The sequence below is a fragment of the Lacticaseibacillus hegangensis genome, from assembly GCF_003946465.1.
GTDB classification, from domain to species: domain Bacteria; phylum Bacillota; class Bacilli; order Lactobacillales; family Lactobacillaceae; genus Lacticaseibacillus; species Lacticaseibacillus hegangensis.
In genome coordinates, this window is sequence record NZ_RHOL01000025.1 from 1 (window position 1) to 26,589 (window position 26,589).

Below are 26,589 nucleotides of genomic sequence, written 5' to 3' on the forward strand. Positions count from 1 at the left end.
TACCGATGCATGGCGTAACAGCCTAGACCACTATCAAGAATTCGTTATCATCGTTGCACTTGACTTGAAAATTGAGGAAATACATATTTTCTCAAAAACCAGGATTCGAGCGACGAGGGATTTGGACATGGGGACATGCAATATACGATTACCACCGTTTCGTGAAACAGATGGCGATGCTAGGTCTAAATGCTCTAACGATTTGGGATGATTACGCTCCGATTAATCTTCGCGAAGTGGTTTCATTTTGCCACGAATATGGAATACAGGTTACTTTCGGATATTCATGGGGCTGGGATGAGGGCGTAGATGCGTTATCAGATCAAGAGCTTGAACGCTGGCAGACCTTAGCCATAACAAAATACGAACATGATTACTTACATGCAAAGGGGGATGGAATCTATTTCCAAGCATTTACGGAGACAACCAATGAAACCATCCACGGCACTCCAATTGCAGAAGCGGTTGTTAAGTGGACGAATAGCATAGCTGGAGCAATGCTCAGCAAATGGCCGGATTTAAAGATTCAGTTTGGACTTCACGCGACCAGCGTCATTAATAAAATTGACGTACTTTCCCGGGTAGATCCCCGAGTAAATATTGTTTGGGAAGATGTAGGATCTTTCCCATTCGCTTACATGTCCCGTGACACCCATGACTTGGAGCAGACGCGGCAACTCACTGATCGGATTCGGCATCTTAGACCAACAACTGATCCAAGTGACACGGTGGGTGTAGTTCTTAAGGGACAAGTTTGCCTTGATTGGAGCAATTTTGAGCACCAGAAAGGTCCATACCTGCTTGGTGTACGTTCGGAAAAACAGATTGCCAAGCGCAGGGAGAAAGTCAGGACCCAGTGGCATGATGTTCAATCTTATTGGTTAAAGAACCTATCCCTGTATCGATACACTCTACGACAATTGGATGGAGCATCAATATATGACTTAGTTGAGGATGCCTCATTAGAGACAGATTGTTGGTTCTCAGTTGCCTTGTATGCTTTATCACTCTGGGATAGTCATACCAGTGATCTAGATTTAATTCAGTTAGTAGCCCAACGCTCAAATGTTGTTTTCGCATAAAAGGAGGAATGACTAACATGGATACAGTTCGGTTAATTCTGATTCTACTTGTGTTCTTTGGCGGAATTGCTTTGATGATGAGTAAGAAGTTACCTGCCATTCTGGCGTTGCCACTAATTGGTATTCTTGTGCCGATTATTGCGGGTGTCCCACTGTTGACCACTGCCGCCAAGGATGGTCAAACCGTAGCAGGATTCGTTATTGTTGCTGGATCCGCTAGGTTGGCTGATACAATTATTGTCACTATTTTTGGGGCTATTTTTGCAAAAGTCATTGATAAACAGGGAATCGCTGACGGTATTATTCGAAAGGCCGCGGAACTTGCCGGTGATAAACCAGTAGCTATGGCGTTTGCTTTAACGGCGGCAGTTGCACTGATTTTTGTTGGTATGAGTGGTGCGGGGCCTGTTATTATGGTTTGCACAATTGCTGTTCCGTTGATGCTAACGGCAGGCATTAGTGCTGTCGATGCGGCCAGTCTGATATTACTAGGAATGACCATCGGATTGAGTGTAAATGTTTCACAATATCAGGTCTATATCGATACACTTGGAGTTACTATGGCTGCAGTAAAATCAATGAGTATTATTATCGCGATTGTTGGGATTTTTGTTACCGCGGTATACATTCTGTTTAAAGTTCGAAAGACGGCTGTTCGAAGTTCTTGGGCAATGGAAGCGGAGTCCAAACAGAAGAAGCCCGTGCCTCTGTTCGCACTGTTTACTCCAGTGCTGCCGTTCATTCTTGTATTCTTTGCAAAATTGGACGCTTCTACGGCTTTAATCCTCTCGATTGTTCTCACAGTATTAATAACTACCCCTAAGAAAATGTCCACAGTTCTTGCGGCTGCAGTAGTGGAAGGAATAAAGGATGTTGCAGCAGTTATCGGATTAATGATTGGTATTGGTATCTTGCTGAATGGTGTTACTAATGCGGCCACAACAGGCTTAATTAAGCCATTAGTAACGGCTATCATGCCGTCCTCTCCTTTGGCATATGTAATCGTATTTACTTTACTTTCACCTTTAGCCTTGTATCGCGGGCCGATGAACATGTTTGGCTTAGGGAGCGGACTGGCTACTATTATGCTCGCAGCGGGTACGATGAATCCGGCTGCAGTCACGATGGCCCTTAGAAGTACGACTTTTGTTCAGACTGCGTCAGATCCGACTAACACGCAGAATGTAATCTGTGCGGATTATGCACAGGTTGATGTGAACGATATTTTGAAAGCTACGCTGCCCTGGACGATGATTATTTGCTTCATTACGCTGATTTACAGTGCTGTGTTTATCTATTAATCATTGGCCGTGAACGAAGACGAGAACGATATTTATAAATTAACTTGGTTTTGCTGAAACTGATCTTGGAAGGAGAGCTATTCAATGAGTAACACAAAGGTCCGGGTCGGAATCGATGTCGGAGGTACATTTACTGATGCGGTGGTTGTTGATAACACAACCCATGAGATATTGGCAAAAGTAAAAGTGCCGACAACGCATCACGCTGCGCGCGGTGTTGCAGAAGGCATTATTATCGCGATTAACAAAGTCCTGGATGCTTCAGGAGTCGACCCCGCTGATGTGGTCTTTATAGCACATGGTACCACTCAAGCTACTAATGCACTGCTGGAGGGGGACGTCGCGTCAGTTGGTATTATTGGGATGGGGAAGGGCTTCGAGGGGAAACGCGCTAATGGTGAGACTCAGGTAGGAGATATTGAGCTCGCCCCAGGAAAGTTTCTCCATACCTCACAGGTATTCCTAGATTCCACAAAACTTGATGCAGATCAGATTAGTCATGCGGTCGAGGACTTGAAAGCAAAGGGCGCAGAGGTTATTGTCGCATCTGAGGCCTACTCTGTAGATAATCCGCAGAACGAGAAAGAGGTGCTAAGAGTAGCAAATGAACATGGGATGCTGGCTACCGGAGGTTATGAGATTTCGCAGCTCTATGGCCTGCTTGCTCGAACCCGTACTGCTTCTGTAAATGCGGCGTTGATTCCTAAGATGATGGAAACGGCTAATATGACTGAGTCAAGCGTGAGAGAGGCACACATTAACAAACCATTGATGATAATGCGCTGCGATGGCGGAGTAATGAATGTTGATGAAGTTAGAAAGCGCCCCATTTTAACGATGCTATCCGGCTTGGCCGCGGGGGTTGCTGGCGTCTTGATGTACGAAAAAATAACTGATGGAATTTTCCTCGAGGCTGGTGGCACTTCTGTTGATATCTCTGTGGTTAAGAATGGCAAAGTAATGGTGAAGAATTCGGAAGTCGGGGGCCACAAACTGTATCTGACCTCTCTTGATGTTCGAACTCTCGGAATCGCAGGGGGTAGTATGATCGTCGTCCGTGATAAGAAAATTGTGGATGTTGGTCCCAGAAGTGCACATATTGCAGAATTAGAGTATGAATCATTTACAGAAACGGAGAACATGGCAGGAGCCTCAATAGAATTGATTGCACCATGCTCTGAAGATAGACCCGACTATGTCGCTGTAAAGAACATGGCTGGAGTGTCATACGCACTTACGCTAGCGGGAGCGGCTAATGTCCTCGGCTATGTCCCGGAAACGGATTATGCTCATGGCAACATTGAAAGCTCCACAATTGCTTGGCAAGCCCTGGCAGATTATCTGGGACAGTCGCTAGAGGATACCTGTCGTCAAGCTATGAATATCGCCACTGACAAAGTGATGAAGGTTGTCCAACAGTTGATTGACGATTACCACTTAAATACGAATTTAACATATTTAGTTGGTGGTGGCGGTTCTGCGGCGGTTATTACACCATACTTGGGCGAGCGGATGAAGATCCGACACAGAATTGCGAAGAATGCTCCATATATATCCACTATAGGTGTTGCCTTAGCAATGGTGATGGAGCGTCTGGAGCGCAACGTTTCCAACCCGTCACCAGACGACATTAAGAAGATTCGCCATGATATTTTGGAGATGGTGACAAAAGCTGGAGCGAATCCTGATACGGTAGAAATCGCGGTAGAAATTGACAATCAGAAGAACATTCTCCGCGCAGTTGCAACTGGTGCAACCGAACTCCGTACCAAAAACGTTGGCGAGCGGGCAAGAAGTGTAGCAGAACTGACTAAGATTGTAAGCGAAAGCGTAGCGGTTCCCGAAAGCTCTGTATCACTGATGGCACATTCAGGAAATTGGTATGCGTTTAGCGCGCAGAAAGTCAGCAGGACACTGTTTGGGTTGTTAAAGAAAACGACAAACATGGTTAGAATCATTGATGCTGACGGTGTAATTAGGTTGCAAAACGATGATGCCCTAATCATCGCAACTGATAAGAAGAACATCGAATCAGACTTTCTAGGGATAATAGACGATTTGACTGTATATAATGACGGCGGAGCAATCTTGCCTAAGTGTTACTTATATTTTCGTCAAAAGACAGCTGATCTAAGTGGTGTGCTTGATAAAGAGCAGTTGTTACCATTAATCAATATGGAACTAGAATATGTTGAAGATGCTGAGAAAATTATTGCTGTTGCAATCAGAGGATAGAAGATGTTGACCTATCAGTCAGTCTCAGACGAGGCGTGTGCTTTTCATTTATTGAAACAAGATGCAATTTTTTCTCGAATTCCAGTGGAGAGGCAGTCTGCTTTGGTGTGCCAGGCTATTGAGATTGGTAAACGTTGCTCTCGAAAATTTAGGGGAGCCAATCTGACGCGTTTTTTAGATGAAGACGGCGTGAAAATTATATACCAGCCTTCGTCGCCAATAACAGGATTACACGCCCAGATACAGTACGACGAAAAGATTAAGAAAATTGAACTCTATTCACCTGTGATTGAGCAGATGATGCAGATTAGCCAGACAATTGTTGAGAAACTAACTTATGATCAAGTCTCCCAGTTGTTTATCGCTCACGAATTTTATCACTGGGTGGAGTATTCCAGCCATTCTTTAACCCAGAATAAATGCGACTCGGTCGAGGTTACATACTTGGGTTTTATTCATACTGACCGAAAGGTACGTATGACAAGCGAAATAGCTGCATTTCAGTTTGCTAAAGAGCAACTTCAGCTTACTATACACCCTTTAATCTATGACCAGTTAATGAAAGTGACAGGTCAAGCAGGAACATCCAGTGATTATTGGCCAGACCAATGGTTGAAAGAATATAGTGAGATCTTGTTGAGAAAGGACGATACGAAACATGGTTGAGACAATCACACTGTTTGGAAGAAAAGTTTCTGTGCTTGGAGACTGGGATACTGTAGTTATTGGTGGAGGTGCAGCAGGTTTTAGCGCGGCGCTAAGTAGTGCCCAGAGTGGATTACGAACGGTAATCGTGGAGAAAAGCATACGACTTGGTGGAACCGCAGTAAATGCTTTAGTTACACCAATGATGCCTTCTTGGACAGGTCATCGTGAAAACTTCTTTGCAGTTGAGGAGAAGTTACAGGAGATTGGCGTAAAGACCAGAGATGACCTGAATTCTGCTTATCTGTGGTTCTCCCCTGAGGCGTTAAGCACGGCGTATGAAACGTTGTATCTCAATGCACAAGGGCATATTTTGTATGATACAGATGTTATCGACGCCGTAGTCGAGGATTCGAAGATTGTGGCAGTGTTGGTTAAGACTGTGGAAGGAATTGGCGCAATCAGAGCCAAATATTTTGTCGATGCAAGTGGTGACCTAGTTTTGGCTCGTTCTATAAACGTTGCAACAACACACGGCGATGACCAAGGAAACAATCAAATGAGCAGTCTTAGATTTGAGATGGGCGGTATAGATGTGGAAAGGTATCGGGCCTATCTGGTAAGCCTAAATGATCGTTTTTCCAAGTTTAATGCTGGGGGTGATTTTTATGAATCGGCTATGGTCGGTGGAGGAGACTTCGTCTTGGAGCCCCTCTTCAAGAGAGGCATAGAGCAGGGACTACTACAAACAAAGGACTTGCGTTACTATCAAACTTTCACTTTGCCGGGGAAACCGGGATGCATGTCTTTCAACTGTCCCCATTTAGCTGAGCTCAAGGACAATACGTCCGCGCTAGCACGCTCATGCGCCGTCTCTGAGGGGCACCAGATGATTAATCGATTGGTCAACTTTCTTCAACGTATGATGCCTGGGTTTGAGAACTCATTTTTGCTTCAGGAAGCATCCATGCTGGGTATACGAGAGTCCTACCGCCTTGTTGGTCAATTAGTGTTAACCGAAGATAACTATACCAACCAGAGTAGATTTAGTGACGGCATCGCACGAGGGGATTGGTACATTGACGTTCATTCTGTGACAAAGGGGCTGTTTCATCAAAATACATATAAGGAGGGTGACTATTACGAGATTCCTTATCGTAGCATGGTCACGGATGAAATTGCGAACATAATTGTGGCAGGTCGGTGTATCTCAGCAAATTTCTTAATGCAGGCTAGTATTCGCATCACGCCGACCTGTATTGATATGGGGCAAGCGGTAGGAGAAGCAATTGTTTTGGCGAAGCAGTTGGGAAAACCGCTTAATAGACTCAATGGTGGGCTTTTAAAAGAAAGAATGAACTATTACCAGTCAGTTGAAGAAGCAAAGAATCATACTGCCTAGGGGGAGTGAGATGAGGATTCTGTGTATTGATGTCGGTGGCACAGATATCAAAAGTGCTATATATCATTCGGATGGGAGACTGTTCAAGGAGTTTCCAAATACTGCTACGGCCCGCGATCACAAGCCTGTAATACAACAAATTGTTGGGATAGTTGCCGATGGAGCTGTTCATAACCGCATTGATGGAGTCGCAGTATCGACCGCTGGTGTTGTCGATAACGTCAGTGGGGATGTTGTGTTTGCTGGATATACGATGCCGGGATATTCTGGCACCAAGATCAAGGATACAATTGAGTCAAAGTTCGGTTATGACTGTGCTGTTGAGAATGACGTTAATGCTGCATGCCTTGCTGAGGCCTGGTTAGGAGCTGGGCAAGACCTAAGTAGTTTGGTCTGTTTAACGGTAGGAACTGGCGTTGGCGGGGCCATTATGATAGATAGGAAACTAGTAACTGGGGTGGGGCATACAGCCGGCGAAATTGGTTACATACCAGTGGGCAACAGACATTTTCAAGACATGGCATCGACAACGTACCTTGTGGCGAGGGCCAATGAACTGGCCGGGTCTCTTACGTATGAGAATGGGCTTCAGGTGTTTGAAGGTGTGAGATTAGGCAATGAATTTTGTATCAGGGCAGTAGATGATCTAGTGTCGAATTTATCACGGGGATTGACGACTATTATCTACCTGTTGAATCCTGAGGCCATTGTTTTAGGCGGCGGTGTGATGGCACAAAAAGACTATCTTGAGAAACGGATCATTCAATCGGTTCGCCAACAATTAGTTTCGGAGATTTTTGACCGTACGGAGATTCGCTTTGCAAAAATGGGTAATCACGCGGGAATGATTGGCGCTTTAAAAAATTTTTTGATGTGTAAAAAGTAAGCTAAGGGAGGTTTTGGTTTTATAAATATCAAGCAAATATTTTCTTGTTAAATTTGATCGTAAAATATAGAGTGAAGTTTACTTTACGAACTGGCTGGAACGTTCCAGGAATACCACTGGAGCAATTCCAGCCAGTATTAATTATTTTGTGTTTTCAAATGAACATGGGTCTGGCGGGTTAACAATCTAGTGGTGGGAATACTTGGTGTAGGAACCTAACGTGAGACACTCTGTTTCTTTCCATAGTAATCCGCCCCAAGCCCAGTTGCGTGCGCCTTACCGTTCGGATAAAATACAATTAATATGACATGGCATTTTGCCAAATTTATAAGGAAAAAGGATGATGATACATGGACAGTCCCGATGGTCAGAGGTCGATGACCCATTCTGAGGTGTCTGCATTGCAGCAGGAGTTAAAGGTGCCGGATCTGGAGGCTGGGTTATCCAGCCAGGAGGCCGCCAAACGCTTGGCGGAAAACGGGCCGAACGCGCTGGAATCGCACACCACCCCGAAGTGGGTCATCTTCATTCGCCAGTTCAACAGCCTGATCATTTATATTTTGATTGGCGCCGCCGTACTGACAACTGTGATGGGGCACATGACCGATACGATTATTATCGGCCTGGTTATCATCATCAACGCGATTATTGGGTATTCGCAGGAGAACAACGCCTCAAACGCCCTGGAGCGGATCAAGCAGATGCTGTCGCACGAGGCGACGGTCTACCGCGACGGCGACCGCGTCGATGTCGATGCGGCCGACCTGGTCGTGGGCGACGTCGTGTTCCTCGAGGCAGGCGACAACGTGCCGGCCGACCTGCGGCTGTTTGACATCGACAACTTATCGATGCAGGAGGCGGCGCTGACCGGGGAATCCAACTCGGTCGAGAAAACGGTCGACCCGCTGCCGGCCAACACGCCGCTGGCTGAGCGCACCAACATGGCCTTCGCCTCCACCGCAGTCGCGACGGGTTCGGGCATGGGCCTGGTCGTCGCGACCGGGAAAAACACCGAGCTGGGGAAAATTTCCCAGGCGGTCGCCGATGTGCGCAAGGGCAAGACGCCGATGATGACCGAGCTCGACAACCTGGGCAAGGGCATTTCGTACGCTATTTTGGCCGCTGCGGTGATTCTTTTTGCGCTGGGCATGTGGTCTGGCCATTATTCGGTCGGCACGCTCGCACTGGCGGTCGTCACCATGGTTGTCGGCTCGATGCCTGAAGGCCTGCCCGCGACCACCTCTGTCGTGCTTGCGATGGGCATGCAGCAGCTGGTCAAAAAGGAAAACACGATTGTCAAAACGCTCCCGGCCGTCGAGACGCTGGGCTCAGTTGACGTGATCGCGACGGATAAAACCGGCACGCTGACGAAAAACGAAATGACGATCACCAACATCATCACGCCGCACCACGAATACACGGTGTCTGGCACGGGGTACGCGCCGACCGGTGAGTTCAGCCTGCGCGGCAAGCCGGTAGCTGCCAAGGACCGCGCGGATCTGCGTGACCTGCTGATTGCCGGCTTTGAAGCCAACGACACGACGCTGGCCGAGATCGACGGCAAGTACGAAATCAACGGCGAGCCGACAGACGGGTCCTTTTTAACGGCGTACCACAAGGGGTTTGAAGACGAGCCGGACTACGAAGAGCTCGACATGCTTCCGTTCGACTCGGACTACCGTTACATGGCCAAGTTGATGCAGCTGCCAAACGGTCAGCACCGCCTGTTCGTCAAAGGCTCGCCCGACAAGGTGCTGCCGATGGCGGAGGCGGCCGACCCGTCGTTTGACACCGAGCACTACCTCGAGTTGACGCGCACGTACTCCAAGCAGGGGATGCGCGTCATCGCCGTCGCCGCCGAGGACCTGCCGGACAGCGTTGACGAAATCACCGAGGGCTTGTGCGAGCACGGGGTGACCTTCCTGGGCCTGGCGGTCATCATCGACCCGCCGCGCGAGGAAGTCATCGCGTCGATTAAACAGATGCGCATGGCGGGCGTCAAGGTCCGCATGATCACTGGCGATCACCCTGACACCGCCCTGGCCATTGCCAAAAAGCTTGGCCTGGCGGACAGCCCCACGGTCGTCACCGGCACGGAGCTGGCGGAAATGAACGACAAGGACCGCACGCAGGCGATGATTTCGACTGACGTCTTCGCCCGCACCACGCCGGCCGACAAGCTGGCGATCGTCACCGCGCTCCAGGAAGCCGGCAACGTCACCGCGATGGTCGGCGATGGGGTCAACGACGCGCCGGCGCTGAAAAAGGCCGATATTGGCGTCGCGATGGGTGAGTCCGGGACCGACGTGGCCAAGGACGCCGCTGACATGATCCTGACCGACGACAAGTTCACGACGATGGAAAAAGCCATCGCGCAGGGCCGCCGAATCTACGATAACATCAAAAAGAGTATCCTGTTCCTGCTGCCGACGTCGTTTGCCGAAGGGCTGATCATCGCGATCACTATTCTGACGCAGGACAACATGCCACTGAACGCCAGCCAGATGCTGTGGATCAACATGGTGTCGGCCATCACGATTCAGTTCGCGTTCATCTGGGAGCCGGCCGAGCCGGGCATCATGGCCCGCCCGCCGCGCTCCAACACCGCTTCAATGATGAACTGGCACGACGTTTTTCAAATGGCCTACGTGTCGATCATGATCTCAGGTGTCGGCCTGCTCGCGCACGACTGGCTGCTGGACGGCGGCTATGTCAACGCGGCGGTGGCCTCGACGATGATGGTCAACATCATCATCCTGGGTAAGATTTTCTACCTGTTCAACATTCGCACCCACGCGCTGGCGCTGTCGAAGCAGTTCTTCTCTAACCCGATGGCGTTCGCCGTGATTGCGGCGATGATGGTGCTGCAGCTGTCGTTCACCTACATTCCGTTCATGCAGGACGTCTTCCGCACCGCGGGCATGTCCTGGCTGGAGTGGGGCGTGGCGGTCGGCGCCGGCGTCATCACCCTGGCGGTCACCGAGTGCGACAAAATGATCCGTCTGGCCTACCGCAAGTGGGCGCACCGCACCCACACGGCGGAAGTCGCTAAGTAAAGCTCATACCCAAGCAAAGCCCAGATTCGCAAATTGCGAACATGGGCCTTTTTATGCATCGTCTTAAGTGCGCTGCTGGCGCCGGTGCGTGAACCCAGCCAACCAGGTAGCTGCTAAGCTGGCGAAGAGGCCAACCAGTGGAAGCAGGATGCCCAGGTGCCCGGCGAGGAGCTTGTGCTTTTGCTATATCCGTTTGTCTCCTTTTGTTTCTACGCCTAGTTCAGCGGGGGGCCAAGGTACGGAGGAAGACCGTTATGAGTTTTAGGCAATATTAGGATGATAATCCAAATGTTTTGCAGAAGGTCGTTTCACTTTGGCTCGGATTTTTCAACAGAATAAACTTAGCGATTCAACCTGGCGATATGTACATTGCATCCTGCCATATTCTAATGCCAGTGCCGAAAAGATTCTGTTATTTTTTCGCAACGCAATGGTACAGGTGGGCAATGAAAACAATCACGTTTCAACCTGTACCAATTTCCTGATAGATACCGGTAGTTCACCATTGAATTATTTCACACATCTTCCTAATGGTGATTATGGTGGGATTTAAACGAACAAAGAGGCCCTTAAAAATAACACAGTGAAATCAAATTTCAAAAAAATTGGTATTGAAAATATATTTCTAACCGCTAAACTGAAGGCGTAAAGAAAGCGCATACATTTAGGGGGCGAAATCTGATGGGCACATAGTGTTTGTTCGGACTTTTTGGCACTCATTCACAATTAAATCGAAAGGACGGCTATTGTCATGCAAAGGATTACTGGCTTTATTGAAAAACGTATCGCGCCGCCACTCATCAAATTTTCAAATCTGAAGTATGTTCAAGTAATCCAGCGAAACGGGCTTGGTATCATGAGCCTGCTGGTTATTGGCTCTCTGTTCACGCTGGTTGCATCATTTCCTATCCCAGCCTGGTTGACCTTCCTCGGTGATTTCCGTTGGACTATCGCTCAAGCCGCTGGAGTTGGGACTAGCTTTATCGCGCTGTACACGGTCTGCACAACGTCCTATGCGTTGGTGGAATGGTACAACAAGAATCGCGGTGAAAAGACGGACATTATGCCGCCGATGATCTTGGCAATCGCGTCCTATCTGCTGCTGAATCCAGTTCAGACAGTTGCGACTGTTGTCAAAGGCAGCAAGACTCCCGGAACCTTTACCGGCGTCTCGACCGCATACATGGGTGCGATGGGGGTATTTGCTGGGATCATCGTTGGGATTGTCACGGTTGAAATTTACCGTTTCTTTGTCAATCGTCATCTGACAATTAAGCTGCCATCGAATGTACCACCGATGGTATCCAGCGCATTTGTCGCACTGATTCCAAGTTTCGTGGTTATTGTGTTCTGGTGGTTGATTGGTTCAGTCCTGAAGATCAATATTCCAGATGCGATTGCAAACATCTTTAAACCCTTGATTTCAGTTTCTGATACACCATGGGCGATGATGATTGCTACGTTGCTCAACCGTGGCCTGTGGTCAGTCGGGATTCACGGTGGGAATATTGTCGGCGGTGTCCTTGGCACCTTCTGGACGCAGATGGTCGCCGCGAACCAGGCCGCCTTTACGAAAGGTATTGCACTGCCTTACACGTTCACAAGTATCTTCCAAGATGTCTACATTATGACTGGGATGGTGCCGTTGTCTGTTGCTTTACTGCTCACCAAATCCAAGCGCTATCGTGGGATGGGGGCACTGGGCATTGTCCCAGCGGCGTTTAACATCGGTGAACCACTTATCTTCGGTTTGCCAATTATGCTGAACCCATTGATGATGATTCCATTTGTTCTGAGTTCGGTTGTTATGGATATTGCCGCTACTGTTCTTGTTATGCTGAAGTGGTTGCCAGTCCCAGCGTTGTCAGTACCTTGGATCACACCGGCACCGATCAAAGCTTATCTTGCAACCGGTGGGAATATCTGGGCAGTTGTCTTTGTTCTTGCCGGCTGGGTTGTGACATTCATGATCTATTATCCTTTCGTGGCCTCTCTGGATAAGGCAGAGCGCACTGGTGCACTGAAGACAGATAGTCTTGGAACAACAGGCGACGAGTCAGCAACGGAAGCATAGCAACCAATCTGGGGGTAAATTATGCTGGGGATTTCAGTTTACTTTAAGACTTTTGATCCTGACTATGTGAAACAAGCGACGAAAAATGGCATTAAATTTATCTTTACGTCACTGCATATTCCTGAGGAGGATTTCACCGACATCACTGGACGTGTCGAGGAATTGTTAGCCCTTTGCAAACAAGAAGGGGTCATGCTTGTTCCTGACGTTTCACCAGTTACCTTTGAAAAATTGAATCTTAAATCCGGTGATTTTGAGGCTCTGAAAAAGATGGGGTTCCGTGCATTACGCCTGGACTGGGGGTTTAATGATTTTGACTTACTGAGTCGCCTTCAGAAAGACTTTACATTGTTTCTCAACGCTAGTGTGCTGAGTAAGGAATACTTGAATGATGCTAAGGCACATGGCGTTGATTTCGCAAAAGTTCATGCTTCCCATAATTTTTACCCCAAGCTAGAAACGGGTCTTTCGAAAGACCGGTTTAATGCAATTAATCAAAACTACATCGGCACACCGGTGCATGTCTTAGCTTTTGTACCAGGTGATCAACTTAAGCGATTTCCGTTTTATCAAGGGTTACCTACACTGGAGACGCAGCGTGGTCAGAACCCATATGTCAGTGCGGTTGAACTGATAAACGAGTTTGGCGTAACAGATATTGCTATTGGGGATAGCGAGGCGCGGCTGACTACTCTGGAGAATATTCATCTGTACCAGCAGGACAAAACGATGACATTGCCAATTATTCCTGAACCTGAGGGGCGCGCGTTGCTAGGCCGGGTACTCGACGTCCGCAAAGATATTCCAGAGCGGATGATTCGGGTTTCAGTTGAGCGTAAGTCAGACATACCAATCGGCAAAACGGGCGACCGTCCACTTGGGACGATTAGTCAAGATAATCTTCTTGCCGGCCGTTACAGTGGGGAGATACAGATCAGTAAGAGTGATTTGCCGTTCACTCGTGATGCCAATATTATTGGCTATGTTCACCCGGAGTACACTGGGCTGCTCAAGTTCATCGACGGTGAGACCAAATTGTGCTTTGTTGAGGGGTGAAATAAATGACCGAGACGATTGCACAAGAAGCAGGTGAGCTGTTTATCGTCGGGTTTCATGGTAGTAAGCCGAGCGCAGAAGTCAGGGAGATGATCCGTGAGTATCACGTAAGCGGCATTATCTTGTTTGCTCGAAATATTGAGAGTGCTGGCCAGTTGGCAGCTTTAACTGATGCGCTTCAAACGGAGGCTCGGCAGGCTGGATATACTGAACCGCTGCTTATCGCCCTTGACCAAGAGAATGGCGTGATTCGGCGTATCGAGGCCGGAGTAAGCCTATTGCCAGGAGCAATGGCTCTGGCAGCCACCGGCGACCCAGAAAATGCGGCACGTTCTTATGCTGCGAGTGCTAAAGAATTGTCTGAGCTTGGGGTGAATTGGAGCCTTGCCCCAGATGCTGATGTGAACACTAATCCAGACAATCCCGTCATCGGAGTACGCTCTTTTGGGGATAATGCTCAGTTGGTGAGCCAATACGTGGTGCAGGCAATGAATGGGCTCCAACAAAATGGCATTGCAGCATGCTTGAAACATTTTCCTGGTCATGGCAACACGTCGGTTGATTCTCATCAAGACTTACCAGTGCTGACGCAGTCACTAGAAGATTTGCAGGGGACAGAGTTGGTCCCTTTTGAAGCCGGGATCAAGAATGGTGTCAACTCTGTGATGATTGCTCATATTCAGTTTCCTGCCGTCGATCGATTGCTGCCGGCGAGCCTTTCTCCCGTTGTGATATCGACCTTGCTTAGAAAGCGTCTAGCGTTTAACGGGGTGATTGTGACCGACGACCTCGAAATGAAGGCAATCGCGGATCATTATGGTACCCCAGCAGCTTGTGTTCAAGCGTTGAAGAGTGGTGCTGATTTGGCAATGGTCTCCCACGTTTATGAAACACAGAAAGAGTCGATTGCTCGGGTTGTGGCAGCCATAAATGAAGGTGAATTGGTTGAAGCCGATGTGGCTGAGAAGATTAATCGGCTGAGGGCCTTAAGACGGCGAGTTGGCCGCTGGCAAAATCATTTTGATGCGGAGAAATTCTCAATACTTGTGAACAATGATAACCAATTAGCTAATGAACTTTACCAGCATAGTGTGACGGTTGTTCAATCACCTACTCAAATCATTGGTCCTGCGCCATTAGTTGTCACTTTTGATCATCAGCGTTATTCCCTTGTGGTAGAACACCAGAAGGGAGATAGCGCACTCTTTCGAGCAATATTGGAATACTATCCAGAGGCATCTAAATTGTCGGTAGATTTAACTACAGCGACACCGTTGGCAGAACTGTCTGAAATGAAGGATCAGCGGCCTGTGATCGTCGGAACCAGTAACGTTACGGGTTTTAATGATATTCAAGCACAAGCGGTTAAGATGTTGATCGACCGAGGGCATCCCGTACATGTCGTCGCGATGCGAAACCCTTACGACTGCCGGTGGTTTCCAGCCTTAGCCAGTTATATCGTGGCGTATGAGCCTACCCCACAGGCGATGCATTGGGCAGCATCGGCATTGGCGAAGAAAGGTAATCCGAGTGGGCGGCTGCCAGTGGTGCTACCATGAGAGAAAATGTCGAAGAAATGCTACGAATGGGGCAACAAAAGAAGATATTCTCCCAGGCAGTGCTGGCAATCAAACGTGAAGGCAAGTTGAAATTAATAACGGTAGGAGATTCTCAACTAGGACAGGCCTCTCGCTTTGACCTTGCCTCGTTGACGAAAATTGTGGGAACGCTGATGGGAGTTTTGAAGCTTTTGTCAGCAGCGCAGATAACCCTTGAAACTAAACTAGTGTCCATTTTTCCGGAGCTGACCGCCCCTGAGTGGGCTCCAGTGACCATTAAGCACCTGTTGACACATACCAGTGGCTTAATTTCTTCGTTTAAGTTTTACCATTTGACTAACAAGCCCACGCTCTTTGAAGGTCTGGCAAGAATACTGCCAGGAGCTCAGGGCACGGTTGTGTACTCGGATTTGAATTTTATGTGGCTAGGCCTAGTAGTTGAAGCAGTAAGCGGTGAGAATCTTGCGACATTTCTTACTCGCCGGGTGTTCCGCCCACTGGGGATGAATGACACTAGCTTTTCTCCAGAATCGGCGATACCAACACGCGAAAAGGGGAGGCCAGATGATCACAACGCTAGCTATTTTGGCGTTCCAGTGGGACATGCGGGGTTGTTCAGTTCTGCTACTGACCTGCTCAAGTTCGCAGATTATTGGCTGAATCCGCCAAGCTCAACAGTAGTTGACGCAAGTTGGCTGGCGGCGAGCATCAAGGTTCAAACGCCTTCTGGGCAACCGCCAAGAGGACTCGGGTGGGTATTGCCTGGAAATCCGGAAAGCTTTTTTGATGATTTTGGTTCCAGTGCGTATGGGCATACTGGCTATACGGGCACTAGCATTTTGGTTGTTCCGCAGAGAAAGTTGTCAATTGTCCTTTTGACCGATCGTACTCGTCTCGGAGTTGATCAACGCTTTCCACAACTTCGGCGTGAGCTTCACTCACTATTGGCAGCAGAACTTTAGGCTTGGAAAGGCAAGGTGACGTGATGAATATCATCCAGCAAGTAGCAAGTATTGGGAGCCGGCTGACGCCTGCGGAGCATCGCGTTGCTAGTTATATTATTGATTATCCAGAATTAGTACTGAAACAAAATGTCGGTCAGCTGGCCCAAGCTTCAGGGTCCAGTCCGGCCTCTGTTGTGAGGTTCTTCAAACGGGCGAATTTTGGTAATCTCGCCCAGTTTAAAATTAATTTATCCTCTGAGTTGGCTAAGCAAAGTGGGCAACGAAGTCGGGATGTTGATCCGCACGATGACTATGAAATTGTGAAGCAGAAGTTGTTGGATAATTCTATACAGTCACTTTATCAAACGGGAGACACGTTAGCTAAGGGCATCGTTTTAGACGTGGTTGAACAAATACATAATGCCAAACGAATCTATTTACTGGGTATCGGTGCCTCTTATCTGGTAGCGGAAAATATTGTCCAGAAGTGGATGCGGGCTGGGGTCACAATGCAAATGTACCAGGAACTGAACGTGTTCCTTCCGCTTGTTGAAACTGCAGGTCCGAACGATCTTTTCTGGTTCATTTCAAATTCTGGCAAGACTCCGGAGATTGTGTGGGCCGCTTCAGCCGTCAAAAAACGAGGTCTGAAAAGTGTTTCTTTGACCAAGGTAGGCGATAACGAGTTGTCCCGCGTGACTCGCTGGCAATTGCATACAGCCAGCCCGCTTGAAACTGAAGTTCGGAGCGCTGCAACAAATTCGCTGTTATCGCAATTCTTGGTGATCGATATTGTGTATTATTTCTACCTGAGTCAGTACTACGATGAGATTGCTGACAATATCAATCGGACTCACGGGATTATCGCGGAATACCATCAAGCACTGGCCGACAACACGAAGACAACAAGGACTGAGACAAATGGCTCTAATCACAATTAATCGGACCAGTTCAACGATGATGAACCAGACGATGGTAAAAATAGCCATGCCAGACGCGATAACGGCAGAAGAAAAGTTACCAACGGTTTGGCTGCTTCATGGATTGGGAGATGATGGCTCTGTCTGGCAGAGAAAAGTTCCGGTTGAGCAGTATGCCATAGACCATCACTGGGCAATCGTTATGCCAGGGTTTAATCGAAGCTCTTACATGAACATGGCGTACGGCAGTCGCTATGGAGATTATCTGGAGCAGGAACTCATACCCACCATGCGTTCCATGCTTCCATTGAGTGTGCTCTCAGAGCAAAATTGGGTGGTTGGCAATTCTATGGGCGGTTATGGCGCAATGCGACTTGCTTTTCGCCATCCGAATTGGTTTAGTGCGGTAGCGACGATGTCGGCTGTAGCTGACCTCAACAGTATCAAGGCCATCATGCCGGATTATCAGGCAGTATTTGGCCCGGACGATTGCGGGATTGAAGCGGCCCAGTTGACCTCTGTGCTCAGTCAAGCAGATGTGTTAGCAGTGCAGAAGTTACGTTTTTACCAGAGTGTGGGTCAAGACGACCCATTCAAGAAAGACAATGACACACTCGTTCACCAGTTGACTACGGAGTATGGGCTTTCGATTGCTTACCATGTTGAACCTGGGAATCATAGCTGGCAGTTCTGGCGCGATCAGCTGCCTGTCGTGCTTGATTGGCTTGCTCAGATTCAGAAAAAAAACTAATGAAAAAGGTGAAGTCATGGAACGGACAACCGAGGCGCGTAACCCTCAGACTATGCATATCGACACAATGAGCACCGCGGATGTGTTGAATACGATAAATCAGCAAGATCAATCGGTGCCGATAGCGATTGGCCAGCCCGAGGTTATGACATCAATTAAAGCATTTGTCGATGTGGTCGTTGATCGATTAAAGCATCAAGGAAGATTATTCTATATTGGGGCCGGAACCAGCGGGCGGCTTGGAATTTTGGATGCTGCCGAGTGTGTACCAACTTTTGGAATTGATCCAGAGATGGTTCAGGGTTTGATTGCCGGCGGACCAGGTGCCATGATTACCGCAGTTGAGGGGGCCGAGGATAGCAAAGAGGGAGGAGAAGATGATTTACGAGCGCACAACCTGAGCAAAAGTGATGTCGTTCTTGGTATTGCTGCGAGTGGGACCACTCCGTATGTCGTGGGTGGACTGGATTACGCGAGGTCTATTGGTGCAGCCACTGGAGCGCTCAGCTGCAATAGTAGTGCCTTAATCAGTCAGCATGCTAACATCGCGATTGAGGTCGTGGTCGGTCCTGAAGTGGTAACCGGGTCGACAAGAATGAAAGCTGGCACCGCACAAAAGCTGGTCCTCAATATGATTTCGACGGCAGCGATGATCAAACTAGGAAAGGTTTATGGTAATTTGATGGTCGACGTAAAGCCTACCAATCTCAAACTTGTTGATCGTGCTAAACGGATTATTCAGGCTGCAACCGGCGTGGATTATGAAACTGCGACGCACTACTTAGAAGCAGCTGAGCATCGCCCCAAGGTTGCCATTGTGATGATTCTCGGAAAGGTAGACGAGCAGACTGCAGATACTGCGTTGAAGCAGCACGATGGGTTCATTGCAGCAACGATACAGCATTTAATTGAGTAACAAGAGTTTAGTGTGGCAGAAGTTGCATGGCGACATAAGTGGCAAAGGCCCAGATTCGCGAATCTGGGCCTTTTTGTGGCTCGCCTTAAGCGTGCTGGCGTTGCCCGTGCGTGAACCCAGCCACCAGGTAGCTGACCAAACTGGCGAATAGGCCGGCATAGCCGAGCGGCAGCAAGAAGAACGACTCATGCAGCATGCCGCTGGCGTCCACGTAGGTCGGCGTGAACGCTTTGGCGACGAAGCAGCCGAGGCCAACCAGCAGGAGTAAGGTGCCCAGACGCATTGCCCAGCGATGAACTTGTACTTTTCTCATTTTGAACTACGCCTCCGTTTCTTGAGCCTTGAGCATAGCAGAAATCCCGCGCAGCAAATGCTCAAGCTGACGGGTTTTAGCGAATACTTAGGCATCTTAACCATCACGCAACCTGAAATTGTTTCACGAGAAACATCACTTGGTGGCCCGGTGCTTTTCCCGGTACGCGCTCGGCGCCAGCCCCATCAAGCTGGAGAAGGCCTTTGAAAATGAGAACTGGTTCTCATACCCAACCGCGCGGGCGACGACTTGGATGGGGTAGTCGGTTTCGCGCAGGAGCTGGCCGGCCTGGTCGATGCGGTACTGCTTGAGGTAGGCCTGGGGCGAGCGGCCGACCTGCTTGGTGAACAGGCGATGCAGGTAGGTGCGGTCGATGTGCACGATCGCCGCAAGGTTGGCGACGGTGATGGGGTTGCTGTAGTTTTGGGAAATGTAGTACAGCACGTACTCGACCAGCTCGGCGCGTGAGCTCAGCGGCGGTCCGGGTGCGCTGCGGGTAGTCGGTGGCCAGCTGGTACAGGAACTCGAACAGCTTGCCGGTCATGATCAGGTTGCGGTTTTCCTTGTGATTGGAGCCGGCGATCACGCCGCGCGCTGCCGCCAGGGTCTTAGACTCAGGCGTAAAATCAAACAGGGGTGCATCGGAGGTCAGGCTAGTGCCGGCGATGTACTTGTCGGCGCTGCGGCCAGAGAAGCCGACCCACAGGTAGGTCCACGGGTCGTCGTGGTCGGCCTCGAAGTGAATCAGCGTGTGCGGCTCGATCAGAAAACCCTGGCCTTTTTTAAGTGCGTACTGGTGGTCGTGCACGGTATAGGTCCCTTTGCCTGCCAACACAAAATAGATCATGTACCCTGAGCGCACAGTTGGCCCATAGGCGTGGTCGGGCTCGCAGGCTTCACTGCCGCAGGTGTAAACGTTCACGTCCAGGTTGAAGGTACGATTGGTATTAGAAAAATCATAAATGCGTGGATTTTCGTAGTGTGTCGACATTTGGACATCTCTCCTCGACATTTGAATATATCCAGTTCCAATGTAAGCGATTAACATGACAGTTGTAAATCGATTTGCGAGATTAGCCATTATTGCAGTACGGGGCGGGTAAGCGTTTCACCTTGGCCAAGGCGAAACGCCGCCACACCCCTAATTCTACTTAGGAGGCACACCGCATGAGTATGCAAGATACGATGACAAACAAGGTCTTACCACTTGCGACCAAGTTGTCAGCTAACAAATTCTTGATCAGTGTTCGTGACGGCATGATGGTTGCTTTCCCAGCCACCATGTTCGCATCGATCATGATCATTGTCCAAAACTTACCGACCACCTTTAGTTTCGCACAGTACGTGCCAAAAGGGGTCATGGATTTTCTGACGAACTTCCTCGGGCCGATTTCAAACGCCACGATGAACATCACGTCACTGTTCGTTGCGTTTGGGATCGCCTATCACTTGGCTGGTAAGCTTCACGCCAACCAGCTGTACGCCGGCGGCATTTCGCTGGCCGCGTTCGCGATGCTGCTGCCGATCATGACCAACAAGGTCAGCTCCTACATCGACATCAACTACCTGGGTTCACGGGGCATGTTCGTGGCGATCATCACCGCGATCATTTCGACGGAAATCTTCGCCGCTCTGGAAAATGCCAACATTACAATTAAGATGCCAGAGTCCGTTCCGCCTGCCATTGCGACGTCCTTTATCGCGATTCTCCCAGGGTCTGCGGCACTCTTGACCTTCACCACGATCCGTTACATTTTCACCTTTACCCAATGGGGCAATGCGTTTGACTTTATCTATGAAATTCTCCAGACCCCGCTGCAAGGGATCGGTTCCACGCTGCCTGCAACATTAGTCGTGGCCTTCTTCTCGCAGTTCCTCTGGTGGTTCGGGATTCACGGCACATTGGTTGTTAACTCAGTCGTTCAGCCAATTTACGATGCCTTGGCCCTGCAGAACTACAAAGCATACTCTGCCGGCCAGCCGATTCCCCACATCATCTGCACGACCTTCATGGGTGTGTTTGAAATCACCGGCATGATCCTCGGCTTCGCCCTGGCCATGGGCTGGGTCTTTGCCAAGTCTGCCCGGATGAAGAAGACCATGCGCATGGTTGCCGTTCCTGCGTTCTTCAACATTTCTGAACCCGTTACCTTCGGCCTGCCAATGGTCCTGAATCCAACCATCTTCATTCCTTGGGTCCTCGGCCCAATGGTCATGGTCACGATCGGGTACTTCGCGATGGCTGTTGGCCTGGTACCAAAGCCAATCGGTGCCACAGTCGTTTGGTCCACGCCAATCTTCCTGTCTGGCTGGATCGCCGTTGGTTCCTGGCGCGGCGCGGCCTTGCAGCTCGTTCAGGTCGTCGCTTCTACACTGCTTTGGATCCCATTCCTGAGAGTGCTGGATAAGCAGTTCCTGAACGATGAAGCGGCCGGCGAAAAGAAGCTCGAAAAAGAAGCTGCAAAGGGTGAAGCGGCAGCGCAGGCGGCTAAGTAACCTGACTGTTCACTCATCTGAATTTTGCCAAAGGAGGCCCTGACGATGGCGCTCAAACCCATGACTTTTAACATCACGCTGAACACCAAGACACCGCTGCTTTACGAAACAATTTATAAGGAGCAGCTCAAGTATTTTCAGCATTTTGACCCGACAATCGACGAGCTGCACCCCGGTGTGGCAGTCGCTGCGGAGATGCTGACGAAGGTGCAAAAAGAAGGTGTGCCGACCAACGTTGAGGTGACCGACCTGGAGCCGGACCGCACGTTTGAAACGCGGGTCTCGTACAGCCAAGGCGATATCGTCATGCGCTACGCCTTGCAGCCGGCGGGCGACCAGACCAAGGTCTTTTACTCGGAGCAAAACAGCTTCAACAAGGCGAACATGATGACCAACTTCTGGCTGGTCAGCTGGTTTTACACCTTCATGTATAAGCACAATTTGAAGAAACGAATGAAAACCATCGAGCAGATCGCAAACGCTGCTCAGTGAGTAATTTTGGCGGGCCAGTGCGGACTGAAAGGTCCCACTTGGCCCGCCTTTTTTAAAGGGCGAGCACCATTTTTCGCCCGGTTAAAAAAGAAAGTAGATGAGACCACTGCTCAAGATATATGACAACCGAATCTTTCATTTGGCCAACGATGCTGTGAGCTACATCCTGTACCTGCTGCCCAATGGCCAGCTCGGCCACTTGTACTACGGGCCGCGGCTGGACGTGGACGAGGCGACGCTGACCGAATACACGAAGCTGGAAAGCAAGTCCGGCGGCACGGTGCATTTTTCGGCCGACAACACCTTGTTCACGCTGGCCGACCAGCTGCAGGAGTACCCGGTGTACGGGACTTCGGACTTTCGCCAAGGCGCAGTGGCGGTATCTCAAAACACCACCCCGTTTTACCTGAACTTCACGTATCAGGGGTACTCGGTCGCGCACGAAAAAAAGCGGGACCTGCGTTTTCCGCGCAGCTTCGCCAAGGCTGGGGCAGTCGACGTTCTGACCATCGACTTGACTGATACCGCACATGACCTGAAACTGCAGCAGCACTACGCGATTTTTGCCCAAGGCGGTGCGGTGGTGCGCTGGCAGACGCTGACCAACACCGGGACTGCGCCGGTCACCATCGACCGCATGCTGTCCGGCGGGCTCGATCTGCCCACGGCCGACTACCAGTTCGTGCAGCTGTCGGGCAACTGGGTCAGGGAGCGCCACGTGAAGGTGCGCCCACTGGCTCAGGGGACCACGTCAATCGAATCGCAGCGCGGTGCCTCCAGCCACCAGCAGAACCCTTACGTGGCGCTGCAGGCCAAGAATGGCACTTTGAGAAGCGGCGATGCGTACGGATTCAACCTGATTTATTCCGGCAACTTTTTGGCGCAGGCTGAAGTCAACGAGTGGGACCAGACGCGCTTCATGATCGGAATCCATCCCGACCAGTTTGCCTGGCAGCTGGACCCCAGCGCCAGCTTCAGCACGCCCGAGGCCGTTTTGACCTACAGCAGTGCCGGTCTGAACGGGCTGAGTCAGGAAAATGCTGTCTTTGCCCGCGACCACGTGATGGCGCCAAAGTGGCGCGACCAGCCGCGGCCGGTGGTGCTCAACTCCTGGGAGGCGGCTTACTTCGATTTTGATACTGACATGCTGCTGAAGCTGGCGGCGGCCGGTAAAAAGGTCGGCGTCGACTGCTTTGTGCTCGATGACGGCTGGTTCGGCCAGCGCGACAGCGACCGCTCCAGCCTCGGCGATTGGCAGGCCAACAAGCGCAAGTTCCCGCACGGGCTGACCCAGTTCGCCCAGTCGATTCGCGATCTCGGGCTGGACTTTGGCCTGTGGTTCGAGCCGGAAATGGTGTCGCCGGATGCCAAGCTGCTGGCCGCGCACCCCGACTGGGTCGTGGCCCCGCCGGATGAGCGCCGCGCGATTGCGCGCAACCAGTACGTGCTGGATTTTGCCAACCCGACCGTTGTCGACAACCTGTTTGACCAGATGAAGCAGGTGATCGACGCGACGAAGCTGACTTACATCAAGTGGGACATGAACCGCAACATCACCGAGGCCTTTTCGCAGTACCTGGCAAAAACTGGGCGCCCGCAAGGCGAGTTCTTCCACCGTTACATCTGCGGCGTGTACGACCTGTACGCGCGGCTGCTCAAGGCCTACCCGGATCTCTTGATCGAGGGCTGTGCCGGCGGCGGCGGGCGGTTCGATTTGGGCATCATGTTCTACTCGCCGATGATCTGGGTGTCCGATGACACCGATGCGCTGGAGCGTCTGAAAATTCAAACCGGCACGGCGCTGGCCTACCCGCTGTCCGCGATGAGCAACCACGTGACCGCCGTGCCGAACGATCAGCTCAACCGCACTACGCCGCTGGCCACGCGGTTCAACGTCGCGCTGTTCGGGTCGCTCGGCTACGAGCTCGACTTAACCAAGGAATCACCGGCCGTGCTGGCGGCGATCGCCGAGCAGATCAAAACTTACAAAAAGCTGCAGCCGCTGGTGTTGACCGGCCGCTTCGAATTTTTGCGGACGCTTGCGGAAGGCGATCACAACACGCTGGCCTGGGCGATGGTGGCGGCCGATGACAGTCAGATTGTGCTGGGGTTCTACCGCGTGCTGGCCGATCCCGATGGCGATGCCGTCGACCGGCTGGCCATCCCGTTTGCCGACCCGCACGCGCGGTATGCGATCAGTGGGCGCGACGCCGTGGTCACGGGCTCTGCGCTCAAGCACCTCGGCCTGCGCCTGCCATACGAGTTCAACGGTCCCAACGAGGCGGTCGCCGAACTCAAGGGCGATTTTCAGTCGAAAGTCTTGATTTTGACCAAGGAGGCAAACGATGCGCTTTGATGTCGATCAGCGGCTGCTGCACGGCGGCGACTACAACCCCGACCAGTGGCTCGATTACCCAGAGATTTTGAAGCAGGATATTGAGCTGATGAAGCAGGCCCACATCAACACCGTCACGCTTGGGGTGTTTGCGTGGGACGCGCTGGAGCCCACGGAAGGGCAGTTTGAATTCGGCTGGCTGGACCAGGTGTTTGACGAGATCAACAAACTGGGCGGCAACGTGGTGCTGGCCACGCCAAGCGGCGCCCGGCCGCGCTGGCTGTCGGAAAAGTACCCCGAGGTCAACCGCGTCGATGACCGCCTGCAGCGCCACCACCACGGCTTCCGCCACGACCACTGCTACTCGAGTCCGGTGTACCGGCAAAAGGTGCAGGAAATCGACCGCCGGCTGGCCGAGCGCTATGGCAACAATCCGGCGCTTTCCATGTGGCACATTTCCAACGAATTTTCCGGCGAGTGCTTCTGCGATTTGTGTGAGGCCAATTGGCAACAGTGGCTGCGGGATAAGTACGGCAGTCTGAAGGCGCTGAACGACGCCTGGCTGATGAGTTTTTGGAGCGGCCTGTACACGGATTGGCAGCAAATCAAGGTGCCCAGCCAGTTGGCGACGACCAAGACCCACGGCATGGCGCTGGACTGGAAGCGGTTCGTGACGGACATGACCATCGACTTTTTCGACATGGAAAAAGCCACGGTCAAGGCGGCCAACCCCGCGGTGCCCGTGACCACCAACTTCATGGCGGAAGGCTCAAACGGCGACTTTGTGCCGCTTGAAGGCATCGACTACGCCAAGTTTGCGCAGCACGTCGACGTCGTGTCCTGGGACGCTTACCCGCAGTGGAACAACAACTTCGAACCGTTTGCCGAAACGGCCATGAAGACGGCGTTCGTTCACGACACCTTCTACGGCCTGAAAAACCAGCCGTTTCTGGTGATGGAGTCCACGCCGTCGCGCGTCAACTCGCCGGTGGCCAAGGCCAAGCGGCCGGGCGTGCACGCGCTGAGCTCGTTTCAGCAGATCGCGCACGGCTCGGAAGGCAGTCTCTACTTTCAGTTCCGGCAGGCCCGCGCTAACTCGGAGAAATTCCACAGCGCCGTGGTCGGCCACGACAACGACCCGCACAACCGCGTGTTCCAGGAAGTCGCGGCGTACGGGGCGCGGCTGGACAAGCTGGGCGGCGTGCGCGGCAGCAAGCGTCAGGCCCGCGTCGCGATTTTGTACGACTGGCAAAGCCTCTGGGCCCAAAAGCGCGAGGCCGCGTTCGGGCGCGACCGCAAGCGCTACTTCCAGACGCTGGAGGACCACTACGCCTACTTTTGGCAGCATGACATTCCCGTGGCGCTGGTGCCGACCAGCCGCGATTTTTCCGGCTACGACATTGTCATTGCGCCGATGCTGTACGTGATGACGCCAAAGCTTGAGGCGCGGCTGAGCGATTACGTGGCCGGTGGTGGGACGTTGGTGTCCAGTTACTTCACCGGCATCGTCGATCCGCACGACACGGTGCTGTTAAACGGCTGGCCAAAGCCGCTGCAACAGCTCTTTGGCATCCGGCCGACCGAGTTTGACTCCGTGTACGAAGGCGAGCACAACCGCCTGGCGTATGCCGGGCAGGTTTTCCAAACCAGCGAGTTCGCGCAACTCATGGTCGCCACCAGCGCTACGGTGCTGGGGACCTACGAGGCTGATTTTTACAAGGGGACGCCGGCGGTGACGCGTAATGCCGTTGGTCAGGGCCGCGCTTACTACATCGGGCCGCGCACCGGGCGCGATTTTCTCGATGTGTTCTACGAGCGGCTGTGCCATGACCGGGAGTTGCGCGAGCCGCTGCTCGAAGAAACCCGGCCGGAGGTGTCCGTGCAGGCGCGCACCGGCGCGGATCAGACCTACTATTTTGTCATGAACATGAGCGCCGATAAGCAGGCGGTTACGACAACCATGGCGACGGTCGATGCCGAGTCCGGCAAGCGCATTGCGGCTGGGCCGCTGACCCTGCCTGCGTATAGCGTGCGCGTGCTGCGCAGCAAGTAATTAGGGCGCAAAACATCCTCCAACTGCACTTGGCCCTGTCAAGTTGACAGATGAAATAGTATAAAGTTTTGTC

20 protein-coding genes and 1 pseudogene are annotated in these 26,589 nt (G+C 51.2%); 18 read left to right on the forward strand and 3 right to left on the reverse strand.

From position 1 onward, the window contains the following. Window positions 1-161: 161 nt before the first annotated feature. The 14 genes from EKM86_RS08530 to murQ all read left to right on the forward strand — a co-directional run bounded on the left by EKM86_RS08530 (window position 162) and on the right by murQ (window position 18,827). Window positions 162-1,082 carry a hypothetical protein gene (locus EKM86_RS08530; RefSeq protein WP_164506225.1) on the forward strand — a complete coding sequence of 307 codons (921 nt, stop codon included), beginning with the start codon at window positions 162-164 and terminating at the stop codon, window positions 1,080-1,082. A gap of 17 nt (window positions 1,083-1,099) precedes the next feature. After that, the gene (locus tag EKM86_RS08535; protein WP_125757025.1) at window positions 1,100-2,383 is read left to right on the forward strand and encodes a transporter; all 1,284 of its coding nucleotides are present in this window, start codon (window positions 1,100-1,102) and stop codon (window positions 2,381-2,383) included. Window positions 2,384-2,467: 84 nt separating this feature from the next. Continuing rightward, window positions 2,468-4,618 carry a hydantoinase/oxoprolinase family protein gene (locus tag EKM86_RS08540; RefSeq protein WP_125757027.1) on the forward strand — a complete coding sequence of 717 codons (2,151 nt, stop codon included), beginning with the start codon at window positions 2,468-2,470 and terminating at the stop codon, window positions 4,616-4,618. Between the two features lie 3 nt (window positions 4,619-4,621). Continuing rightward, window positions 4,622-5,284 (forward strand): hypothetical protein, encoded by a 663-nt coding sequence (locus tag EKM86_RS08545; RefSeq protein WP_125757029.1) that lies wholly within the window; start codon window positions 4,622-4,624, stop codon window positions 5,282-5,284. Beyond that, on the forward strand, window positions 5,277-6,665 hold the full coding sequence (locus tag EKM86_RS08550) for an FAD-dependent oxidoreductase (RefSeq protein ID WP_125757031.1): 1,389 nt from the start codon (window positions 5,277-5,279) through the stop codon (window positions 6,663-6,665). The genes EKM86_RS08545 and EKM86_RS08550 overlap by 8 nt, the downstream gene beginning before the upstream one ends. Window positions 6,666-6,675: 10 nt before the next feature. After that, the gene (locus EKM86_RS08555; RefSeq protein ID WP_125757033.1) at window positions 6,676-7,551 is read left to right on the forward strand and encodes an ROK family protein; all 876 of its coding nucleotides are present in this window, start codon (window positions 6,676-6,678) and stop codon (window positions 7,549-7,551) included. A gap of 350 nt (window positions 7,552-7,901) precedes the next feature. Further along, complete coding sequence (locus EKM86_RS08560) at window positions 7,902-10,607, forward strand: HAD-IC family P-type ATPase (protein WP_125757035.1); 2,706 nt, start codon at window positions 7,902-7,904, stop codon at window positions 10,605-10,607. A 751-nt stretch (window positions 10,608-11,358) separates the two neighbouring features. After that, complete coding sequence (locus EKM86_RS08565; protein WP_125757037.1) at window positions 11,359-12,681, forward strand: PTS sugar transporter subunit IIC; 1,323 nt, start codon at window positions 11,359-11,361, stop codon at window positions 12,679-12,681. Window positions 12,682-12,702: 21 nt separating this feature from the next. Then, complete coding sequence (locus EKM86_RS08570) at window positions 12,703-13,737, forward strand: MupG family TIM beta-alpha barrel fold protein (protein ID WP_125757039.1); 1,035 nt, start codon at window positions 12,703-12,705, stop codon at window positions 13,735-13,737. A 5-nt stretch (window positions 13,738-13,742) separates the two neighbouring features. Beyond that, window positions 13,743-15,296: a beta-N-acetylhexosaminidase gene (nagZ, locus tag EKM86_RS08575; RefSeq protein WP_125757041.1), complete on the forward strand. Its 1,554-nt coding sequence runs from the start codon at window positions 13,743-13,745 to the stop codon at window positions 15,294-15,296. Then, entirely contained in the window at window positions 15,293-16,258 is a 966-nt protein-coding gene (locus EKM86_RS08580; protein WP_125757043.1) for a serine hydrolase domain-containing protein, read from the forward strand. Before nagZ ends, EKM86_RS08580 begins: the two co-directional genes overlap by 4 nt. 23 nt (window positions 16,259-16,281) lie before the next feature. Further along, on the forward strand, window positions 16,282-17,181 hold the full coding sequence (locus tag EKM86_RS08585; RefSeq protein ID WP_125757045.1) for a MurR/RpiR family transcriptional regulator: 900 nt from the start codon (window positions 16,282-16,284) through the stop codon (window positions 17,179-17,181). 16 nt (window positions 17,182-17,197) lie between these two features. Further along, window positions 17,198-17,911, forward strand: coding sequence for an alpha/beta hydrolase (locus tag EKM86_RS08590; protein WP_164506226.1), 714 nt, complete (start codon window positions 17,198-17,200; stop codon window positions 17,909-17,911). A gap of 16 nt (window positions 17,912-17,927) precedes the next feature. After that, window positions 17,928-18,827, forward strand: a complete 900-nt coding sequence (gene murQ / locus EKM86_RS08595; RefSeq protein ID WP_125757049.1) for an N-acetylmuramic acid 6-phosphate etherase — start codon at window positions 17,928-17,930, stop codon at window positions 18,825-18,827. An 85-nt stretch (window positions 18,828-18,912) separates the two neighbouring features. Here murQ and EKM86_RS08600 read toward each other — a convergent pair whose 3' ends face one another. The 3 genes and pseudogenes from EKM86_RS08600 to EKM86_RS12630 form a co-directional block, all read right to left on the reverse strand. Next, window positions 18,913-19,140 carry a DUF3955 domain-containing protein gene (locus EKM86_RS08600; protein WP_125757051.1) on the reverse strand — a complete coding sequence of 76 codons (228 nt, stop codon included), beginning with the start codon at window positions 19,138-19,140 and terminating at the stop codon, window positions 18,913-18,915. A 135-nt stretch (window positions 19,141-19,275) separates the two neighbouring features. After that, on the reverse strand, window positions 19,276-19,584 hold the full coding sequence (locus EKM86_RS12520) for a helix-turn-helix domain-containing protein (RefSeq protein WP_225419389.1): 309 nt from the start codon (window positions 19,582-19,584) through the stop codon (window positions 19,276-19,278). A 103-nt stretch (window positions 19,585-19,687) separates the two neighbouring features. Continuing rightward, window positions 19,688-20,221, reverse strand: a pseudogene (locus tag EKM86_RS12630) (AraC family ligand binding domain-containing protein); the annotation flags it as partial. Between the two features lie 86 nt (window positions 20,222-20,307). Here EKM86_RS12630 and EKM86_RS08615 point away from each other — a divergent pair. The 4 genes from EKM86_RS08615 (at window position 20,308) to EKM86_RS08630 (ending at window position 26,516) form a co-directional block, all read left to right on the forward strand. Further along, the gene (locus EKM86_RS08615) at window positions 20,308-21,636 is read left to right on the forward strand and encodes a PTS sugar transporter subunit IIC (protein WP_125757057.1); all 1,329 of its coding nucleotides are present in this window, start codon (window positions 20,308-20,310) and stop codon (window positions 21,634-21,636) included. Between the two features lie 45 nt (window positions 21,637-21,681). Further along, the gene (locus EKM86_RS08620) at window positions 21,682-22,128 is read left to right on the forward strand and encodes a DUF3284 domain-containing protein (RefSeq protein WP_125757058.1); all 447 of its coding nucleotides are present in this window, start codon (window positions 21,682-21,684) and stop codon (window positions 22,126-22,128) included. Window positions 22,129-22,234: 106 nt separating this feature from the next. Then, window positions 22,235-24,484 carry an alpha-galactosidase gene (locus tag EKM86_RS08625; protein ID WP_164506231.1) on the forward strand — a complete coding sequence of 750 codons (2,250 nt, stop codon included), beginning with the start codon at window positions 22,235-22,237 and terminating at the stop codon, window positions 24,482-24,484. Then, window positions 24,474-26,516, forward strand: coding sequence for a beta-galactosidase (locus EKM86_RS08630; protein WP_125757062.1), 2,043 nt, complete (start codon window positions 24,474-24,476; stop codon window positions 26,514-26,516). The genes EKM86_RS08625 and EKM86_RS08630 overlap by 11 nt, the downstream gene beginning before the upstream one ends. Window positions 26,517-26,589 lie beyond the last annotated feature (73 nt).

Bases quoted from the DNA above. Each gene is read 5' to 3' on its own strand.
- EKM86_RS08590 (WP_164506226.1), top strand. From the start codon at position 17,198: ATGATGAACCAGACGATGGTAAAAATAGCCATGCCAGACGCGATAACG.
- EKM86_RS08565 (WP_125757037.1), top strand. From the start codon at position 11,359: ATGCAAAGGATTACTGGCTTTATTGAAAAACGTATCGCGCCGCCACTC.
- EKM86_RS08535 (WP_125757025.1), top strand. From the start codon at position 1,100: ATGGATACAGTTCGGTTAATTCTGATTCTACTTGTGTTCTTTGGCGGA.
- EKM86_RS08615 (WP_125757057.1), top strand. From the start codon at position 20,308: ATGAGTATGCAAGATACGATGACAAACAAGGTCTTACCACTTGCGACC.
- EKM86_RS08540 (WP_125757027.1), top strand. From the start codon at position 2,468: ATGAGTAACACAAAGGTCCGGGTCGGAATCGATGTCGGAGGTACATTT.
- EKM86_RS08580 (WP_125757043.1), top strand. From the start codon at position 15,293: ATGAGAGAAAATGTCGAAGAAATGCTACGAATGGGGCAACAAAAGAAG.
- EKM86_RS08600 (WP_125757051.1), bottom strand. From the start codon at position 19,140: ATGAGAAAAGTACAAGTTCATCGCTGGGCAATGCGTCTGGGCACCTTA.
- EKM86_RS08630 (WP_125757062.1), top strand. From the start codon at position 24,474: ATGCGCTTTGATGTCGATCAGCGGCTGCTGCACGGCGGCGACTACAAC.
- EKM86_RS08545 (WP_125757029.1), top strand. From the start codon at position 4,622: ATGTTGACCTATCAGTCAGTCTCAGACGAGGCGTGTGCTTTTCATTTA.
- EKM86_RS08570 (WP_125757039.1), top strand. From the start codon at position 12,703: ATGCTGGGGATTTCAGTTTACTTTAAGACTTTTGATCCTGACTATGTG.
- EKM86_RS08555 (WP_125757033.1), top strand. From the start codon at position 6,676: ATGAGGATTCTGTGTATTGATGTCGGTGGCACAGATATCAAAAGTGCT.
- nagZ (WP_125757041.1), top strand. From the start codon at position 13,743: ATGACCGAGACGATTGCACAAGAAGCAGGTGAGCTGTTTATCGTCGGG.
- murQ (WP_125757049.1), top strand. From the start codon at position 17,928: ATGGAACGGACAACCGAGGCGCGTAACCCTCAGACTATGCATATCGAC.
- EKM86_RS08560 (WP_125757035.1), top strand. From the start codon at position 7,902: ATGGACAGTCCCGATGGTCAGAGGTCGATGACCCATTCTGAGGTGTCT.
- EKM86_RS08585 (WP_125757045.1), top strand. From the start codon at position 16,282: ATGAATATCATCCAGCAAGTAGCAAGTATTGGGAGCCGGCTGACGCCT.
- EKM86_RS08550 (WP_125757031.1), top strand. From the start codon at position 5,277: ATGGTTGAGACAATCACACTGTTTGGAAGAAAAGTTTCTGTGCTTGGA.
- EKM86_RS08620 (WP_125757058.1), top strand. From the start codon at position 21,682: ATGGCGCTCAAACCCATGACTTTTAACATCACGCTGAACACCAAGACA.